Below are 15,769 nucleotides of genomic sequence, written 5' to 3' on the forward strand. Positions count from 1 at the left end.
CGTCGTTTCGACGACGAGTGGCAGAGGACCGTTGACCAAGCGATCGCGAACACGTCCGGTGAGCCCGGTCACTCGGCGCGAGAGCTTATGGTGGATCTCACCATAGATTGCGTTGAAGAAATAGTTGCGTAGGCGTTAGCTTTTATCAGTGCTCTCGAACACCCCGTCTGTCGACGACCCTTCGGCTACCTCGGGATCTGTCGACGCCACCACCGGCAAATTGACCGAGTTCCTCGATCGACTGGCGTGCGTTGCCAAAGCGCAGACGATGGACTCGCTGGCCGCGGCCGATCTGACGTTCTCGCAAATGCGCGTGATGTTCGCGCTCGGAGCGCACGGCGACGGCGCCGAATCGATGTCGTTGAACGAGATCGCCGACCACATCAACCTTTCTCTGGCGGCGGCGGGCCGCACCGTCGACAAACTCGTCGGTGCCGGGCTCGTGCACCGTCGCGAGGATGCGACGGACCGCCGCGTCAAGCGCGTATCCCTCACCGCAGAGGGCAGTGACGTGATCACCTCCCACGTAAGCATCCACCGGGAACTCCTCCGCACCTTCGTGGCCGGACTTCCCGAACCGCTGCAGGTCGACCTCGGGGCCGCCATGGCCGCCATCGTCGACAACGACGTCGACTACTTTGCCGGACTTCACGGCGAGGAGATGCCCGACGCTGCTGCCCGCCCGTTCCAGGACAACACACAGAAAGTCACCTCATGACCTCCTCTTCGACTCCGGCGCACGCACATGCGGGCCCACCGGACACCAAACTGGACCGGCATGTCTTGATGGTTGCCGGTGTGGTGGTGCTCGGCGCCATCATGTCGATTCTCGACGTCACCGTGGTGGCGGTCGCGCAGAACACCTTCCAGCAGGAGTTCAACACCGACGCCGCAGGTGCGGCGTGGACCGCCACCGGCTACACCCTGGCGCTCGCCGCGGTGATCCCGCTGTCCAGTTGGGCGGCATCCCGATTCGGCACCAAGAAGGTGTATCTCACCTCACTCGTGCTGTTCATCCTCGGCTCGGTGCTGTGCGCACTGGCCTGGAACATCGGCTCACTCGTGGCGTTCCGCGTCATCCAGGGCCTCGGCGGCGGCATGCTGATGCCCATCGGCATGATGATCCTGACCAAGGCCGCCGGTCCGGAGCGGGTCGGCTCGGTGATGGCCGTCCTGGGTATTCCGATGCTGCTCGGACCCATCGGCGGCCCGATCCTCGGTGGCCTGCTCATCGAGAAGGCCAGCTGGCACTGGGTGTTCCTGATCAACGTGCCGATCGGCATCGCGGCGCTGATCTATTCGTGGTTCGTGCTGCGCGATGACGAAGAGACGTCCCGGCCGAAGATCGACGTCATTGGCCTGCTGCTGCTCTCGCCCGGTCTGGCACTGTTCCTTTTCGGTGTGTCGTCGAGCGCCGAACATCGCACATTCATGACCGCTGGCGTGTTGATCCCCGCCATCATCGGCGCCGTTCTGATCGCCGGCTTCATCTGGCACGCACTGCACACCGACAAGCCGCTGTTGGATCTGCGACTGTTCCGCAACCGCACCCTGTCGATCGCGGTCATCACGATGACCCTGTTCATGATCGCCTTCTTCGGCGCCGCACTGCTGTTCCCGCAGTACTTCATCGGCGTGCGCGGTGAATCGACCCTGACCGCTGGCTTGTTGCTGGCGCCGCAGGGCTTGGGCGCGATGATCACAATGCCGATCGCAGGCCGCATGACCGACAAGATCGGGCCCGGAAAGTTCGTCCTGACCGGCATCGTGCTGTTGACGGCGGGCATGAGCGTGTTCGTCTTCCTCGGCGCAGAGACCTCGTACCTGCTGCTGTGCGGTGCACTGTTCGTGCAGGGTCTCGGCATGGGTATGACGATGATGCCGATCATGTCCGCCGCGTTGGCGACGCTGAACAACGCCCAGGTCCCCGATGGCTCCACGCTGATGAACGTGGTGCAGCAGAGCTCGTCGTCGATCGGTTCCGCGGTGATCTCGGTGGTCCTGGCCAGCGGGCTGGCCGGCAGCATGCAAGCCGGTATCGCGATCACGTCGAACACCGCGCCGCAGAACCTGCCACCGGAGATGCAGGGCACTGCCCTGCCGCCGTCGTTCTTCGAGTCGGCTGCCGATGTCTTCGGGTCCACCTTCCTGGTCTCGGTGGTCCTGATCGCTTTGACCTTCATCCCGGCGCTGTTCCTGCCGCGCAAGAAGATCGCCTCGCCGCTGATCGAAGAGGACATGGATCAGCCGGCGCCGATCATCATGCACTAGGACCGCCGGCACCCACGTCCTGATCGCCACCAGCACGGCGGCCGACAGAACCCCGAAAATCACCGAGAGAACCCACCCGCGTCACACAGCGCGGGCCGTCATCCAAGACGGTGGGTTCTCTCGGTGATTTTCGGGGTTCTGTCGGCGTCGAAGCGGGGGTCTCGATACGCCGCTCGCCTAGCGGCTCACGACTACTCGACCAGCGGACGGCAGGCCTCGCGACTACTCGACCAGCGGTGCCGAAGGCTTCACCGCACCAGTCTGCTGCAGGATCCACGCCAATTCGAAGGCCACTTCCTCCCACTGCTTGTACCGCCCGCTGACACCGCCGTGGCCGGCCGACATCTCCGTCTTGAGCAGGATCGGATTCCCCGAGGTGCTCAGTTCTTGCAGTCGCGCAACCCATTTCGCCGCCTCGGTGAACAACACCCGGGTGTCGTTGAGTGAGGTGAGCGCGAGGATCGGCGGATATGGCTTCGCCTCGACGTTCTCGTATGGTGAGTAAGAACGCATATAGGCGTACACATCCGGATCGTGCAGGGGGTTTCCCCACTCGTCCCATTCGATGACCGTCAGCGGCAGCGACGGATCGAGGATCGAGGTCAGGGCGTCGACGAACGGAACCGACGCGAGGATGCCGTTGAACAGTTCCGGCGCCAGGTTGGTGACCGCCCCCATCAACAGACCGCCGGCCGAGCCGCCCTCGGCCACCATCTGTTGCGGCGTGGTCCACGTGGTGTCAACGAGGTATCGTGCCGCGTCGACAAAGTCGGTGAAGGTGTTCTTCTTGGTCAGCGTCTTGCCGTTGTCATACCAGTAGCGGCCCATCTCACCTCCGCCGCGCACATGAGCGAGGACGAAGACGACTCCCCGGTCGAGCAACGACAGCCGGGACACCGAGAACGACGGGTCGATGCTCGTCTCATAGGATCCGTAACCGTAAAGCAGCAGCGGCGCAGGACGATTGGCGTCGACCGTCGTGCGCCGCACGATCGACAGCGGGATCCGGGTGCCGTCGCCCGCGGTTGCCCATTCCCGCGTCTGCACGTAGTCGGCGGCGTCGTACCCACCGAGCACCGGCTGCCGTTTGAGCAGAACCAATTCGCCGGTGGCCACGTCCAGGTCGAGCACCTCGGTCGGGTCGACGAAACTCCCGTAACCGATCCGCAGTTTCGGCGTCACCCATTCCGGATTCGCTGCCAGCCCGGCCGAGCACAGCTCTTCACGGAACTCGACCTCATGGAAGTCCGTGAGGGTGGGTATACCGTCGATGCCGCGAAGGTCTGCGATGGCCAACTTCGGAAGTGCCGCTCGACGGTAGGACAACACGAGGTAGTCGCGGAATGCATCGAGGTCCTCGATCCGACGGTCCGGATCGTGCGCGATCAGTTCGCGCCGATCCGTGGGGTCGTCGACCGGCGCGATGTCGATCGCAAAGTTCTCGGCCTTCACCCCGTCCCGAATCTCGTTGTGCACGATGATGAACTGATCGGTTCCGTCGATTACCGCATGTTCCACCGAGTACTCCACCCCATCGACTCGCGGAGCGACACTTCGGAACTCGCCGGTGGGGTCGTCGGCAGCGAGCACATATACCTCGGTGGTGATCTTGGAGCCCACCCCGATCATGAGGTACTTGTCGCTGCGGGTGGCTCCCATGCCCACCCAGAACCGCTCGTCCGGCTCGTGGAAGACGCGAACATCATCGGCGTCGGCACCGATGTCGTGCCGCCACACCGTGTCTGGCCGCCAGGCATCGTCGACGGTCTGATAGAACACATGCTTCGCGTCGGCCGACCACACGGCGCCACCCGCAGTGTTCGGGATAACATCGTCGAGTAATTCACCGCTGCGAAGGTCCTTGAATCGCAGGGTGTATCGCTCGTCACCGACGATGTCGGTGCTGTACGCGAGCCAGTTCCCATCGTCGCTGACGGTCAACCCGCCGAGACTGAAGAAGTCGTGTCCGTCGGCTTCCACGTTGGCGTCGAGCAGGACCTCCTCGCCGGGCAGCGAGGCGTCGGCGGCCACCTCCGGTGGTGTCCAGTCATCGGGATCGACAATGGGACAGCGGCATCGGATCGCGTACTGCTTGCCCTCTTCGGTGCGGGCGTAATACCAGTACTGGCCACGGCGACTCGGGACCGACATGTCCGTCTCCTGCGTGCGGCTCTTGATCTCGCCGAAGATGTCCTTGCGTAGGCCGTCCAACTGGGCCGTGTGCGACTCGGTGAACGCGTTCTGGCCTTCCAGATAGGCGATGACCTCGGGATCGTCCTTGTCGCGCAACCACTCGTAATCGTCGACGAACGTGTCGCCGTGGTGGGTGCGCTCGCTGGGAACCTTTTTGGCGACCGGCGCGGTCAAGTCGGTGGTCACATCATCTCCTAAACATGGTCCGGCCAGTCGGCGAAGGATCTCTGCGAGATCCATTCGTAGGCCTCGATATAGCGTTCGCGGGTGCGTGCCACAACATCCTCGGGCAGCGCTGGCGGTGTTGTGTCGGCAGCCCGGTCCCAACCGGAATCGGGACCGGTGAGCCAGTTGCGCACGATCTGTTTGTCGAAGCTGGGCTGCACCTGCCCGGGCTGGTAAGTGGCCGCCTCCCAGTAGCGTGACGAGTCCGGTGTCAGCACCTCATCGGCGAGCACGAGCTCCCCGTCCGCACCCGATCCGAACTCGAACTTGGTGTCGGCCAAGATGATTCCACGTTCGGCAGCGAGCTGCGCACCCCGTCGGTAGATGTCGAGCGTGGCCGACCGCAGTCGGTCGGCGAGATCGGCACCTTCTTGTTCGACGACCCGCTCGAAGCTGATGTTCTCGTCGTGGTCGCCCTGAGCTGCCTTGGTGGCCGGCGTGAAGATCGGCTCGGGAAGCCGACTCGCCTCATCGAGCCCGGCGGGCAGCGCTACGCCGCAGACGCTGCCGCTCGCACGGTAGTCGAGCAGGCCCGATCCGGTGAGATAGCCACGGGCGACGCACTCCACCTGCACCATCGGCAGGCGGCGCACCACCATCGACCGACCCAGCGCCTCGGCGGGAATCCGTTCGTCGGTGGGCCCGCCGGCGAGGTGATTGGGCACCCCGAGCGTCTCGAACCAGAAGAAGCTCATCGCGGTGAGGATGCGCCCTTTGTCGGGGATGGCGGGGCGCAGGATGTGGTCGTAGGCGGAGATGCGGTCGGAGGCGACCAGCAACAGGGTGTCGGCGTCGATCTCGTAGATCTCGCGCACCTTGCCCGATGCCAGGTGCCGGTACGACTGCAGTTCAGGACGCATGGCTTCGACCCTAGGACATGCCCGGGAAGCCGCGTGCCCCGGCAGCACGGACACAGAGTGGAAAGTCGTTCTATCTCGACCGCAGGGAGACCCTGAGAGCTCTCGGATCGGGCCCGGCATCGGTCGTCGGCGCGTTGTGTTCCCCGGCGACGTTGGCGATCATGGTCGGCATGAATCATCGACCTCGGCGTCTGCGCGCACGATTCGGCCCGAGCCGGCAGTCCGACGAGACCACCGTCGTGGCGGGATCAGCGTGACCGGCCCGCAGATCACCATTACCTACTGCACGCAGTGCAATTGGCTGCTGCGGGCGTCGTGGATGGCCGGCGAGCTCCTGAATACCTTCGGCACCGACCTCGGGGCGGTGACGCTGGTACCCGGAACCGGGGGTGTGTTCCACATCGACGTCGACGGTGAGCAGGTGTGGGAGCGCAAACGCGACGGCGGCTTCCCCGATGTGGTGACGCTCAAGAAGCTGGTACGCGACGTCGCACTGCCGGACTGGAACCTCGGACACGCGGATCGGGCGTCGGAAAGCACTTCGTGACGGTCCTCCGCAAGCTCCGAACCTCATCAGGGACCAGGGTGGCGAGCAGCTACAGGATCGGCGCCGGCGTGTAGGCAGCCGCGTCGGGGTACTGCGCGACGACCTTCTCCGCCGCGGCCAGCACATCGGCGACCTGCTGTTCGGCGGCGCCCACGAACACCGACTTGTCGGCGAGCAAGTCCTCGAGCTGGGCGCGGTCGAGCGGAATTCGGTCGTCGGCGGCGAGGCGGTCGAGCAGGTCGGGTTCGCGCCCTTCCTCGCGCATCGCGAGCGCTACGGCCACCGCGTTCTCCTTGATCGCCTCGTGCGCGCTCTCCCGGCCGACGCCGGCGCGCACCGACGCCATCAGCACCTTGGTGGTGGCCAGGAACGGCAGGTAGCGGTCGAGCTCATTGGCGATGACCGCCGGATAAGCCCCGAACTCGGCAAGCACGGTGAGGAAGGTCTCCATCAGCCCGTCGATGGCGAAGAAGGCATCGGGCAATGCCACCCGACGCACCACCGAACAAAAGACGTCACCCTCGTTCCACTGGGCGCCGGCCAGCTCGGCCGCCATGGAACCGTAGCCGCGTAACACCACCTGCAGGCCGTTGACCCGCTCGCAACTACGCGTGTTCATCTTGTGCGGCATCGCCGAACTGCCGACCTGGCCGGGCTGAAATCCTTCGGTAACCAGCTCGTGGCCGGCCATCAGTCTGATGGTGTGAGCCAGCGACGACGGACCGGCCGCGAGCTGCACCAGTGCGGACACCACGTCGTGGTCGAGGGAGCGCGGATAGATCTGGCCGACAGAGGTCAGCGACCGTGCGAAACCGAGGTGATCGGCCACCCGAGCCTCGAGATCGGCGAGCTTCACGGCGTCGCCTCCGAGCAGGTCGAGCATGTCCTGCGAGGTTCCCATCGGGCCTTTGATGCCCCGCAACGGGTAACGGTCGATCAGTTCGTGCACGCGGGTCAGCGCGATCATCAGTTCGTCGGCGGCACTGGCGAAACGTTTGCCCAAGGTGGTGGCCTGCGCGGCGACGTTGTGACTGCGACCGGCCATCACCATCGATGAGTACTGGGCGGCGCGGTCGGCCACCCGAGCCAGAACTGCAACGCCATGGGCGTGCACGTGTTGCAGCGATCGCAGGATCTGCAACTGTTCGACGTTCTCGGTGAGGTCGCGGCTGGTCATCCCCTTGTGGATCTGCTCGTGTCCGGCCAGCGCGTTGAATTCCTCGATCCGCGCCTTCACGTCGTGTCGTGTGATCCGCTCACGCTCGGCGATGGAGTCGAGGTCGATCTGGTCGACAACTCTCTCGTAGTCGGCGATGGCATCGTCGGGGACATCGATCCCCAGGTCGCGCTGCGCCTTGAGCACTGCGATCCACAGCTGACGCTCCAGCGCGATCTTGTGGCGGGGTGACCAGATCTCGGCCAGCTCAGCAGAAGCGTAGCGACCGGCCAGGACGTTGGAAATGGAGGGCTTCGACACGCACACAGTGTAGTCGCGGCCCACTCACCCATTGCCGAACACGTCCGCGCCGCCGCTCACAAAGCGAAACAGGCCCACCCCGACCCATAACCCTGGTGCACGCGCAACACCGCGACCGGGCCGGTCACCCCGTTCTGCGTCGCATACAACTGTGTGGTGGCCACCCGGCGCGGCACCCAACTGATGGTCGCAATGGCCCCGTCTGCCTCGGCCGAGCCGAGGACTCGGGCGGGCGCGCCCTGCGGCCTCTCCCAGAAGGTCACCGTGCCGACCGAGTTGACGTCGACGGTCAGGTCGTAGCGGCATCCGGTGCCGTAGACGACCGACGAGAACGGCACACCGGCGTCGACCTTGCCGACCGGTGCTGCCGTAGCCGACCCGGGTGAGACCATCATCGCCGTCGCTGCTGCCAGCAGCGCTGCCGGCACGAGCCGCACCCGCGGCCATCCCCGTTGTCGCATCTCTGGCGCCCTCCCTCGCTTCATGCGCCCCGCGCTACTCGCGAGGCGCAAGTACCTCGATCACCTCGTACAACGCCTCCCGCGTCGCCGTGTAGGCGCTCGCCTCCCGACGACCCAACACCCCGACCACGGCTCCGTCTTCTACCGCGATCAACTGCTGCACGCGTGCGGATTCGGCGATCCGGAACGACTTCTGCAACACATCGGAATGCATCTCCGCCAACAAGATCCGACGATCCGCCACCACATCGTGCAAACGCGGATAGCGGGCGGCCAACGCAATGGTCTCGTAGCGGGCGGCCAAGGTCTCGATGGTGGTGTCGGGCCCCACGAAGACCTCCGCCAGCGCATCGGCGGTGGCGTGCCCGCCGCGACGCCGACGCGAGACGGCGTCGCGGCGGGCCGCGATGCATTTCTCCTCGCGGTGGCAGACCTCGGCCGCCGCCTCGGCCATCAGGTCTTCGAGCGATCCGAAATAGTAGGTCGTCGATGCCAACGGCAGCTGCGCACGCTCGGCAACCGCCCGGTGACGAACCGCGTCGAACCCGCCTTCGAGCAGCAATTCACCGGCGGCCTCGATCAATCGGGACCGACGTCGCAGCCCCTTCGGGGTTGCCGCCGAAGTCATGAAAACATGCTGCCAAAGGGTTGGCTGCCGGGTGTTGCTTTGGCAAAAGCCGCTTCGCGAACGGTGAATTCGGCGCTATCCCGGCAACGGAGGTGGCACAGTGCTGAGATCATCGAGGGATGGACGACGTCGCATTTCTGCATCAGGCCATCGATCTGGCGGCCGAGTCACGGGCCCACGGAAACCACCCCTTCGGCGCCCTGCTGGTGAACGCGGACGGTGAGGTCGTCTGCACCGCCCTCAACACCGTCGACACCGACAACGACCCGACCGGCCACGCCGAGACCAATCTTGTTCGGGTCGCGGGCAAGCGGTTCGATCCGGGCATCCGCGCGACGCTGACGCTCTACACCAGCACCGAGCCGTGCGCGATGTGTGCGGGTGCCATCTATTGGGCCCGCATCCGCACGGTGGTGTTCGCGCTCGGCGAGAACGAACTGCGCGCGATGACCGGTGATGACGTCAAGAACCCGACCATGTCGCTGCCCTGCCGGGAGGTCTTCACCCGCGGCCGACATCCGACCGCGGTGCGCGGACCATTCGACATCCTGGCAGCCCGCGAGGTACATGCCGGTTTCTGGCACTGCTGAGCGGTCAACGAAAGTAGTGGCCGGCGTCGATGTCGGCGATGAGCCCTGGGTGTTCGGGCTGCCATTGCAACAGCCGTTCGGTGCGCGCGGCAGATGTCGGATTATCCACGGGCACAAAGGCGGCGAGGAAGCCGAAACGAGCACTGGCATCGTCGGGCGCCACTCGACGGGTCGGGATATCCAGCCCACGTCCGATGGCAGCCGCGATGTCGCGGAACTCAACCCCCTCGTCGCCGACCGCGTGCAGCCGGGTGCCCGCGGGCGCCGACTCCACGGCGAGCCGGTAGAGGCGTGCGGCGTCGCGGGTGTGCACGGCCGGCCACCGATTGGTGCCCTCGGCCAAGTAGCCGGCGAACCCGTTGTCGCGGGCGAACCCGATCAGTGCGGGCACGAAACCGTGCCAATCGAGGTCGCTGTGAACCGAGGGCGGCAGCCGCACCACCGATGACCGCACACCCTGCTCGCCGAGGGCGATGATCTCGTTCTCGGTGTCGATCCGGTACCCACCGTCGCCGACGTCGCCTTCGGTGCCGGCACGGCCGCGGACACCCATGTGCGCCAGCATCGCGGTGCCGGAGGTACCCACCAACGACTTGCCGGTTCCGACCAGCGGCTCGGCCATCGCCCGGACCGCTGACAGATCGGCCTCGGCAGCCGCCGCGAGGTCGCCCACCTGCATCAGGTCGTGCCGAAAGGCCAGGTGGATGACGGCGTCGGCCTCGGCAGCCGCCGCGGACAGCACGTCGAGGTCATCGAGTCCGCCACGCCGGACCGCAGCGCCGAGCGCCTGCACGGATTCGGCCGCCTTACCCGAACGCGCCAGCCCGACCACGGAATAGCCGGCGGAGATGAGCTCGGGGACCACCGCGGAACCGAGGTGGCCAGATGCGCCGGTGACGAAAACCTTCACGAGAGTCTCCTTGAAATCGCGGAACCCGCCTTCGGGTCCGCGGAATGTGATGTCACAATCTGACATAACGAACGATACGCCTGATGTCACGTTCTGTCATCACGTATCGTGTCGACCGTGGGACGATGGCCGACAGGATCGCGGGAGCGCCTGCAGAACGCCGCGCTCCGCCTCTTTGTCGAGCGGGGCTACGAGGCGACGTCGGTGGCCGACATCGCCGCCGCCGCCGGGGTCACCGAGCGCACGTTCTACCGCCAGTTCGGCGACAAGCGCGAAGTCCTCTTCGACAGTGGACACACCCTGGAACACGCCATCGTCGATGACCTGAACCGGCAACCGCCCGGCCGCCCGCCACTGGAATCCGTGGCCGCGACCTTGCACCGCGCCGCGGGCACATTCTTCGCCGACCGCGTGCAGTTCGCGCGGACCCGACAACGCGTCATCGACACGAATCCCGAACTGCGCGAACGTGAAGCGCTCAAGATGACCTCGCTTGTCGACGCCGTCGCCACCTCCCTGGAGAACCGCGACGTCGACGCCACGACCGCCCGCCTGTCCGCCGAGATGGGTATCGCCGCATTCAAGGTCGCCTTCGCCGAGTGGGTGGCGGCCGACAACGTCGAGACGCTCGACGCATTGCTGCACACCGCGGTGGCCCGATTGCGCAGCCTGGCCACCGACTGAAGGTGCTGCTCGTAAATTCTTTCGGGGTTGCCTCGAACGCCGAAGACGCCCGACGAATTCACGGACGGGACCACTAAGACTCCCAAACCGAACCGAGGGGCCATCCGAGTAGATGTTCCCCCCTTGCCTACCCATACCCCCTGGGGTATGGTCGCCTACGTTCCGATCGATACCCCCCTGGGTATGTTCCCGGGGCGTCTGGAGGCAACCTCGTGACAACAACGGCAGAAACAGATACCGAGGAGTCCCGGAAAACCGGGCCCCTCGGGCGATTGGGTGGCGCCACCGCCACACACCGACGCTGGGTCTTCGCGATCTGGGCGCTGCTCGTGATCGGCCTCGGCGCTTTCGCACCCTCGGTCTTCAACTCACTGGCCGGCGCCGGGTGGCAGGCCAATGGTTCGGAGTCGGTGGCCGTACGCGAACTCGCCGAGGAACACTTCGGCGGCAACTCGTCGGCGGCGGTCCAGGTGGTCGTCCACTCCGATGACCAGGACATCTCGAGTCCCGACATGCAGCGGGTCATCGGGCAGATCACCGATGTCGCCACGACCGACGACCGCTTCGGCGCGGTCGTGCCGCCACAACCTGGCATGACCATCAGTCCGGACGGTCACACCGGTATCGTCCTGATCGGGGCCAATGGCACCACCGACGACATGGTGAAGGCCGTCGACGACCACAAAGACGAATTGACAGCGTTGTCCGGCAACGGAATCGACGTCTATCCGACAGGTGCGTCCGCCCTGTGGAGCGACTTCAACAAGGCCAACCACGACGCGATGATCAAGGCCGAGATGGTTTCCTGGCCGATCACACTCGCGATCATGGTGCTCGCCTTCGGTTCACTGGTCGCCGCCGGCCTGCCACTGCTGCTCACCATCGCCGGCCTGGTCGCCTCTGCCGGCGGCCTGGTGCTGCTGAACATGGTCACGCCAATCTCGGTGTGGGCCATGAACTTCGCGATGATGTTCGCGCTCGCCCTGGGCATCGACTACGCCCTGTTCATCGTCTCTCGCTTCCGCGCCGCGATGGCTCACCGCAAGGACAAGGTCGCGGCCACCGTCGAGACCATGGACACGGCCGGCAAGGCCGTGATGTTGTCCGGCCTGACGGTGTTGGTGAGCTTGTCGGCGGTGCTCCTGGTGCCCGCGCCCGCGGTCCGCACCATGGCGGTGGGCATCATGCTCGCGGTCGCGTTCGTGCTGGCGGCCACGATGACCTTGCTGCCCGCCGTCCTCGGCGCAATCGGCAACGGCGTCAACGCCGTGTCGCTGCCCTGGGCCAAGCGCCAGCAGCATCGCTCGCCGGTGTTCGCCAGGTGGGGTGAACTGCTGCACCGTCACCCCTGGCCGTTCGCGGTCGGATCGCTGGCGATCCTGATCGTGTTGGCGTTGCCGGTGATCGGTATCAAGGTCGCCATGCCGTCGATCAGCGTCGTCCCCGAAGACGCACCGGTGCGCCAGGGCTACGAGGTCGTACAGGAAGCCATGGGCCCGGGTGCACCCGGTGCGCTGCAGATCATCGCACCCGAGGCCCAGGCCGCCCAGACCGCCGAGGTTGCGTCCTCGACACCCGGCGTCGCGATGGTCACTCCCCCGCAACCGGACGCCGACGGCTCCGGCTACGTGATGCTGCAGGCCATCCCTGCGGTCGACCCCTCCGATGACCAGATGAACACGCTCGTCACCGAGCTGCGCACTGCACTTCCGCCCGACGCCCTGGTCGGCGGCGCTCCGGCGGAGAACATCGATCTGCAACAAGCCCTGAATGACTGGTTCCCGATCGTGGTCGGGGTGATCCTCACGCTCGGTTTCCTGTTGCTGCTGATCGCGCTGCAGGCCCCGTTGATCGCACTCCTGGGCACCGTGGTGAGTCTGCTGTCGACCGCCGCCGCCTTCGGCGTCGCGCGGTTGATCTTCCAGGAGGGCTGGGGTTCTGGCGTCCTGGGATTCGAGCCACAAGGCTTCCTGAACGGCTGGGGCCCCGTGTTCTTCTTCGCCATGATCTTCGCGATCGCGATGGACTACACCGTGTTCCTACTCGCCACCGCCAAGGAGCACTATGAACGCACCAAGGACCCCAAGGTGGCCCACGTGGACGGGCTCGCCCATTCCGGTCGGGTGATCTTCGCCGCCGCTGCGGTGATGGTCGCGGTGTTCTTCACTTTCGCCCTGGCAGATCCGCTGCCGCCGAAGGAGATGGGCATCATTCTGGGTGTCGCGGTCCTGCTCGACGCCACGCTGATTCGGTTGGTACTGCTGCCCGTGCTACTGCGGATCACCGGCCACGGTGCCTGGTGGAGTCCGGCGTGGTTACGGCGAATCCTGCCCAAGGTGTCGTTCAGCCACTGAGGATCGCTCTCCCGATACCCCGAGGGGTATACACTGAGAGCGTCACTGAATGAAAGAAGGAACCTCATGGTAGGCGATCAAGAATCGATGACCGTGGTGCTCAACCGGTTGCGGCGGGCGCACGGCCAGCTCGCGGGCGTCATCTCGATGATCGAGCGGGGCCGCGACTGCAAGGACGTCGTCACCCAGCTCGCCGCGGTGTCTCGGGCTCTCGACCGGGCAGGATTCAAGATCGTCGCCACCGGATTGCGTCAGTGCATGTCCGGCGAGGAGGTCGAGAACGCCGAACCCATGACCGAAGAACAACTCGAGAAGCTGTTTCTGGCACTGGCCTGACCACCGGGAGTCCGGGCGGTCGGACAGCATGAGAACACCCCCAACAGAAAGGATGAGAGCGATGCAACTCGGCTACACCGCGACATTGCAGACCACCTTCGACGACGCCGTGACTCGCACGCGCGAGGCCCTGTCCGAGCAGGGATTCGGCGTGCTGACCGAGATCGACGTGAAGGCCACGCTGAAGAAGAAGCTCGACGAGGACATGGAAAACTACCTGATCCTCGGCGCCTGCAATCCGCCGCTGGCGCATCGCGCCCTCGACGTCGACCGGCAGATCGGGCTGCTGTTGCCCTGCAACGTCGTGGTCCGCGACGACACCGAGCACGACGGCACCGTGATCATCGAGGCCATGAATCCCGACATCATGGTCCAGGTGACCGACGCCCCGGGCCTCCCCGACGTCGCGGCCGATGCCTCGACGAAGCTGCAGGCCGCCATGGACGCGCTGAAATCGGCATGAGGGGCAAAGACACAATGACCGACACCGACGTCAAGATCTACGGAGACCCGGTCTGCCCGTTCACCTGGGTCACCTCGCGATGGCTCACCAGCGCCGCCGAGCACATCGACGTCCGCGTGACCTGGCGACTGATGAGCCTCGCCGTACTGAACGAGGATCAGGACGCCGACGACGCCCAGGCCGCGCGCCTACAGACATCGCGTCGCATCGGGCGCCTGGTGGCCGCGGCAACGGGGACCGAGGATTTCGGCGAGCTATACACCGCTCTCGGCCGACGACTGCATGCCGAGGGCAACGAGCTGACCGACGAACTGGCCCGCGAGGCGCTCAGCGAGTGCGGGCTGGAACCGTCACTGGTCTCCGCCATGGACGACGAGAGCTGGGATGACGCGGTACGTGCGGCACACCAACGCAGCCAGGATGCACTCGGCGACTCTGGTGGCAGTCCGATCACCGTCGTGAACGGTCGCGCCTTCTTCGGCCCGGTACTCACCGAGATCCCGGCGCCTGAAGAAGCGGTACGCCTCTTCGGCGGCTTCACCGCCCTGGCTTCGTCACCGGCCTTCGCGCAGGTGGAGCGACCGAAGTCCGGCCCACCGAACATGCACGAAGCGCCGGCCTGACATGTGCCATCCCACCCGTTGCCCCCAATGCGGCAAGACCACGTGGGCCGGCTGCGGCAGCCACGTCGACGCTGTGCGGCGGATGGTGCCCGCGAATCAGTGGTGCCCGGGGCACGCCGATGCCAGAAAGCGTGGCTTTTTCCGGCGCGGCTGACCGTCACGACGACACCAGTACGCTGTGGAGTCGATGCCCCGCGAACCACGTTTCCCGATCGCAGCTGACCCGTTCACCCACAGCGGTGGACGGGTCAGCCGGCGTTCGGTCCTCGTCGGCGGTCTGGGTGCGGCGATGATCGGTGGATTGACTGCCTGCGCCCACGACGAGCAACCCGACATCGACCCGCCGCGTCTGGGCGCGCACGCCGCCGACGACGAACTACCCCCCGAGCAGAGTCCGGCGGAGATCCCCAGCGAGGGTCCGGCGCTGATCACCGGCAGTTTTCGATCGGCCAAGATGGGCGGCCGCGAGACACGGTGGGCGGTCGCACGCCCGGACGGCGTCACCGGGCGACTGCCGGTCGTGGTGGTACTGCACGCGCTGAACACCAACGAGCAATCGATCTTCTCCGAGAAGCAGCAGATGCAGAACGTGCTGCAACGCTACGTCGACGACGGCGGTGTGCCGTTCGCGTTGGCGTCGGCCGACGTCGGGCGCAACTACTACCACCGGCGCACCGATGGCGCCGACGGTGCCGCGATGATCCTGGACGAGTTCCTACCAATGCTCGAGGCCGACGAGGCGCTGAACCTGTCCACCGAGCGAATCGGCCTGTTCGGCTGGTCGATGGGTGGCTACGGCGCGCTCCGGCTCGGCGCGCTGGTCGGGTCACCCAAGGTCGCCGCGGTGTCGGTGAGTTCCCCTGCGCTGTGGGCAGATCCACGCAATTTTCCACCCCGCGCCTTCGATTCGGCCGCCGATTATCGAGTCAACTCGCTGTTCGGGCAGCAATCCGCGTTCGCCAGGATCCCGCTGCTGATCTGCATCGGGTCGTCGGACCAGTTCTTCACCTACACCCGACAGTGGGCCGCTGACCTGCACCCGCCCGCCGCATTCGGCACTTCCGCGGGTGGGCACACCAACCGCTACTGGCGCAGCGTGTTACCCGATCACGTGGAGTTCCTCGGCCGCAATCTCGCACGCTGAGCG

General features: G+C 65.8%; 16 protein-coding genes. 10 read left to right on the top strand and 6 right to left on the bottom strand.

Annotated elements, in window-relative coordinates; all coding sequences use genetic code 11:
* Positions 1-148 precede the first annotated feature (148 nt).
* Positions 149-718, top strand: a complete 570-nt coding sequence (locus tag ACIGKQ_RS15605) for a MarR family winged helix-turn-helix transcriptional regulator (protein WP_396574390.1) — start codon at positions 149-151, stop codon at positions 716-718.
* Positions 715-2,271 (top strand): DHA2 family efflux MFS transporter permease subunit, encoded by a 1,557-nt coding sequence (locus ACIGKQ_RS15610; RefSeq protein WP_396574392.1) that lies wholly within the window; start codon positions 715-717, stop codon positions 2,269-2,271. Before ACIGKQ_RS15605 ends, ACIGKQ_RS15610 begins: the two co-directional genes overlap by 4 nt.
* A 222-nt stretch (positions 2,272-2,493) precedes the next feature.
* Here ACIGKQ_RS15610 and ACIGKQ_RS15615 read toward each other — a convergent pair whose 3' ends face one another.
* Together ACIGKQ_RS15615 and ACIGKQ_RS15620 are read right to left on the bottom strand one after the other, a co-directional pair.
* A complete protein-coding gene (locus ACIGKQ_RS15615) occupies positions 2,494-4,650 on the bottom strand; it encodes a S9 family peptidase (RefSeq protein ID WP_396574394.1) in 2,157 nt (718 codons plus the stop codon).
* Between the two features lie 8 nt (positions 4,651-4,658).
* Entirely contained in the window at positions 4,659-5,549 is an 891-nt protein-coding gene (locus tag ACIGKQ_RS15620) for a phosphoribosylaminoimidazolesuccinocarboxamide synthase (protein WP_396574396.1), read from the bottom strand.
* Positions 5,550-5,802: 253 nt separating this feature from the next.
* Between ACIGKQ_RS15620 and ACIGKQ_RS15625 the strand changes: the two genes are divergently transcribed.
* Positions 5,803-6,096, top strand: a complete 294-nt coding sequence (locus tag ACIGKQ_RS15625; RefSeq protein WP_235724005.1) for a SelT/SelW/SelH family protein — start codon at positions 5,803-5,805, stop codon at positions 6,094-6,096.
* Between the two features lie 49 nt (positions 6,097-6,145).
* Here ACIGKQ_RS15625 and purB read toward each other — a convergent pair whose 3' ends face one another.
* The 3 genes from purB to ACIGKQ_RS15640 are packed head-to-tail and all read right to left on the bottom strand — an operon-like array spanning position 6,146 to position 8,662.
* Complete coding sequence (purB, locus tag ACIGKQ_RS15630) at positions 6,146-7,573, bottom strand: adenylosuccinate lyase (protein ID WP_396574398.1); 1,428 nt, start codon at positions 7,571-7,573, stop codon at positions 6,146-6,148.
* A 56-nt stretch (positions 7,574-7,629) separates the two neighbouring features.
* The gene (locus ACIGKQ_RS15635; protein WP_396574400.1) at positions 7,630-8,034 is read right to left on the bottom strand and encodes a hypothetical protein; all 405 of its coding nucleotides are present in this window, start codon (positions 8,032-8,034) and stop codon (positions 7,630-7,632) included.
* A 34-nt stretch (positions 8,035-8,068) separates the two neighbouring features.
* The gene (locus tag ACIGKQ_RS15640; protein ID WP_266060406.1) at positions 8,069-8,662 is read right to left on the bottom strand and encodes a TetR/AcrR family transcriptional regulator; all 594 of its coding nucleotides are present in this window, start codon (positions 8,660-8,662) and stop codon (positions 8,069-8,071) included.
* A gap of 119 nt (positions 8,663-8,781) precedes the next feature.
* Between ACIGKQ_RS15640 and ACIGKQ_RS15645 the strand changes: the two genes are divergently transcribed.
* On the top strand, positions 8,782-9,252 hold the full coding sequence (locus ACIGKQ_RS15645; RefSeq protein WP_396574402.1) for a nucleoside deaminase: 471 nt from the start codon (positions 8,782-8,784) through the stop codon (positions 9,250-9,252).
* Positions 9,253-9,256: 4 nt separating this feature from the next.
* Here the strand turns inward: ACIGKQ_RS15645 and ACIGKQ_RS15650 are convergent, their stop codons facing one another.
* Complete coding sequence (locus ACIGKQ_RS15650; RefSeq protein WP_396574404.1) at positions 9,257-10,162, bottom strand: SDR family oxidoreductase; 906 nt, start codon at positions 10,160-10,162, stop codon at positions 9,257-9,259.
* A 117-nt stretch (positions 10,163-10,279) separates the two neighbouring features.
* On the opposite strand from ACIGKQ_RS15650, the gene ACIGKQ_RS15655 reads away from it, so the two are divergent.
* The 6 genes from ACIGKQ_RS15655 to ACIGKQ_RS15680 all read left to right on the top strand — a co-directional run bounded on the left by ACIGKQ_RS15655 (position 10,280) and on the right by ACIGKQ_RS15680 (position 15,766).
* Complete coding sequence (locus tag ACIGKQ_RS15655) at positions 10,280-10,846, top strand: TetR/AcrR family transcriptional regulator (protein ID WP_235723999.1); 567 nt, start codon at positions 10,280-10,282, stop codon at positions 10,844-10,846.
* Between the two features lie 212 nt (positions 10,847-11,058).
* The gene (locus tag ACIGKQ_RS15660; RefSeq protein WP_396574406.1) at positions 11,059-13,200 is read left to right on the top strand and encodes an MMPL family transporter; all 2,142 of its coding nucleotides are present in this window, start codon (positions 11,059-11,061) and stop codon (positions 13,198-13,200) included.
* Between the two features lie 66 nt (positions 13,201-13,266).
* The gene (locus ACIGKQ_RS15665; RefSeq protein ID WP_396574408.1) at positions 13,267-13,536 is read left to right on the top strand and encodes a metal-sensitive transcriptional regulator; all 270 of its coding nucleotides are present in this window, start codon (positions 13,267-13,269) and stop codon (positions 13,534-13,536) included.
* A 61-nt stretch (positions 13,537-13,597) separates the two neighbouring features.
* Complete coding sequence (locus tag ACIGKQ_RS15670) at positions 13,598-13,999, top strand: DUF302 domain-containing protein (RefSeq protein WP_396574410.1); 402 nt, start codon at positions 13,598-13,600, stop codon at positions 13,997-13,999.
* 14 nt (positions 14,000-14,013) lie between these two features.
* Positions 14,014-14,622 (top strand): DsbA family protein, encoded by a 609-nt coding sequence (locus tag ACIGKQ_RS15675; RefSeq protein WP_396574411.1) that lies wholly within the window; start codon positions 14,014-14,016, stop codon positions 14,620-14,622.
* A 187-nt stretch (positions 14,623-14,809) separates the two neighbouring features.
* Positions 14,810-15,766 carry an alpha/beta hydrolase gene (locus ACIGKQ_RS15680; protein WP_396574412.1) on the top strand — a complete coding sequence of 319 codons (957 nt, stop codon included), beginning with the start codon at positions 14,810-14,812 and terminating at the stop codon, positions 15,764-15,766.
* Positions 15,767-15,769 lie beyond the last annotated feature (3 nt).

This window comes from Gordonia sp. NPDC062954 (genome assembly GCF_044543825.1).
Classification (GTDB): domain Bacteria; phylum Actinomycetota; class Actinomycetes; order Mycobacteriales; family Mycobacteriaceae; genus Gordonia; species Gordonia tangerina.

Bases quoted from the DNA above. Each gene is read 5' to 3' on its own strand.
- ACIGKQ_RS15670 (WP_396574410.1), top strand. From the start codon at position 13,598: ATGCAACTCGGCTACACCGCGACATTGCAGACCACCTTCGACGACGCC.
- ACIGKQ_RS15645 (WP_396574402.1), top strand. From the start codon at position 8,782: ATGGACGACGTCGCATTTCTGCATCAGGCCATCGATCTGGCGGCCGAG.
- ACIGKQ_RS15680 (WP_396574412.1), top strand. From the start codon at position 14,810: ATGCCCCGCGAACCACGTTTCCCGATCGCAGCTGACCCGTTCACCCAC.
- ACIGKQ_RS15620 (WP_396574396.1), bottom strand. From the start codon at position 5,549: ATGCGTCCTGAACTGCAGTCGTACCGGCACCTGGCATCGGGCAAGGTG.
- ACIGKQ_RS15635 (WP_396574400.1), bottom strand. From the start codon at position 8,034: ATGCGACAACGGGGATGGCCGCGGGTGCGGCTCGTGCCGGCAGCGCTG.
- ACIGKQ_RS15675 (WP_396574411.1), top strand. From the start codon at position 14,014: ATGACCGACACCGACGTCAAGATCTACGGAGACCCGGTCTGCCCGTTC.
- ACIGKQ_RS15665 (WP_396574408.1), top strand. From the start codon at position 13,267: ATGGTAGGCGATCAAGAATCGATGACCGTGGTGCTCAACCGGTTGCGG.
- ACIGKQ_RS15640 (WP_266060406.1), bottom strand. From the start codon at position 8,662: ATGACTTCGGCGGCAACCCCGAAGGGGCTGCGACGTCGGTCCCGATTG.
- ACIGKQ_RS15610 (WP_396574392.1), top strand. From the start codon at position 715: ATGACCTCCTCTTCGACTCCGGCGCACGCACATGCGGGCCCACCGGAC.